Below are 553 nucleotides of genomic sequence, written 5' to 3'. Positions count from 1 at the left end.
CCCAGGGGCGAGTTCGAGCTCCCGGACAAGAGCGACGAAAACGCCCTTGCGCCGGCGCGGTCTATCGGGCAAACCGGCCTTCCCTTGCGATTTTTCCCGCCCGAGGCCTCCATGTCCACGACGATTTCGCCGCTTGCGCCGAAGAAATACCCGAAAATGCCAGAAATCGAGGGGGTGCGCATCGCCACCGCCGAGGCAGGGATAAAGTACAAGGGCCGCACCGATCTTTTGACCATGGTCTTCGATGAAGGCACTGCGGTCGCCGGCGTGTTCACGAAATCGAAATGCCCCTCGGCGCCGGTCGATTTCTGCCGGCAGAATCTCGGCGCGGGCAAGGCGCGGGTGCTGGTCGTCAATTCCGGCAACGCCAACGCCTTCACCGGCAAGAAGGGCCGCGAGTCGACCGCACTGACCGGCGAGGCGGCGGCGAAGGCGGCCGGCTGCACGGCAGCGGAGGTTTTCATGGCCTCGACCGGCGTCATCGGCGAGCCGCTCGACACCAGCAAATTCAGCCATCTGCTCGCGGGGCTGGTCAGCAAGGGCAAGCCCGAGC

General features: G+C 65.3%; 1 protein-coding gene. It reads left to right on the top strand.

All coding sequences use genetic code 11. From position 1 onward, the window contains the following. Positions 1–111: 111 nt before the first annotated feature. Positions 112–553 (top strand): bifunctional ornithine acetyltransferase/N-acetylglutamate synthase (locus tag EN932_RS37520; RefSeq protein WP_206619051.1); only part of this gene is annotated, 442 nt, incomplete at its 3' end.

The sequence above is a fragment of the Mesorhizobium sp. M7A.F.Ca.US.002.01.1.1 genome, assembly GCF_004022955.1.
Taxonomy (GTDB): Bacteria; Pseudomonadota; Alphaproteobacteria; order Rhizobiales; family Rhizobiaceae; genus Mesorhizobium; species Mesorhizobium ciceri.
Note: the sequence above shows the minus strand (reverse complement) of the source record. Positions and strands in the feature narration are given on the sequence as shown.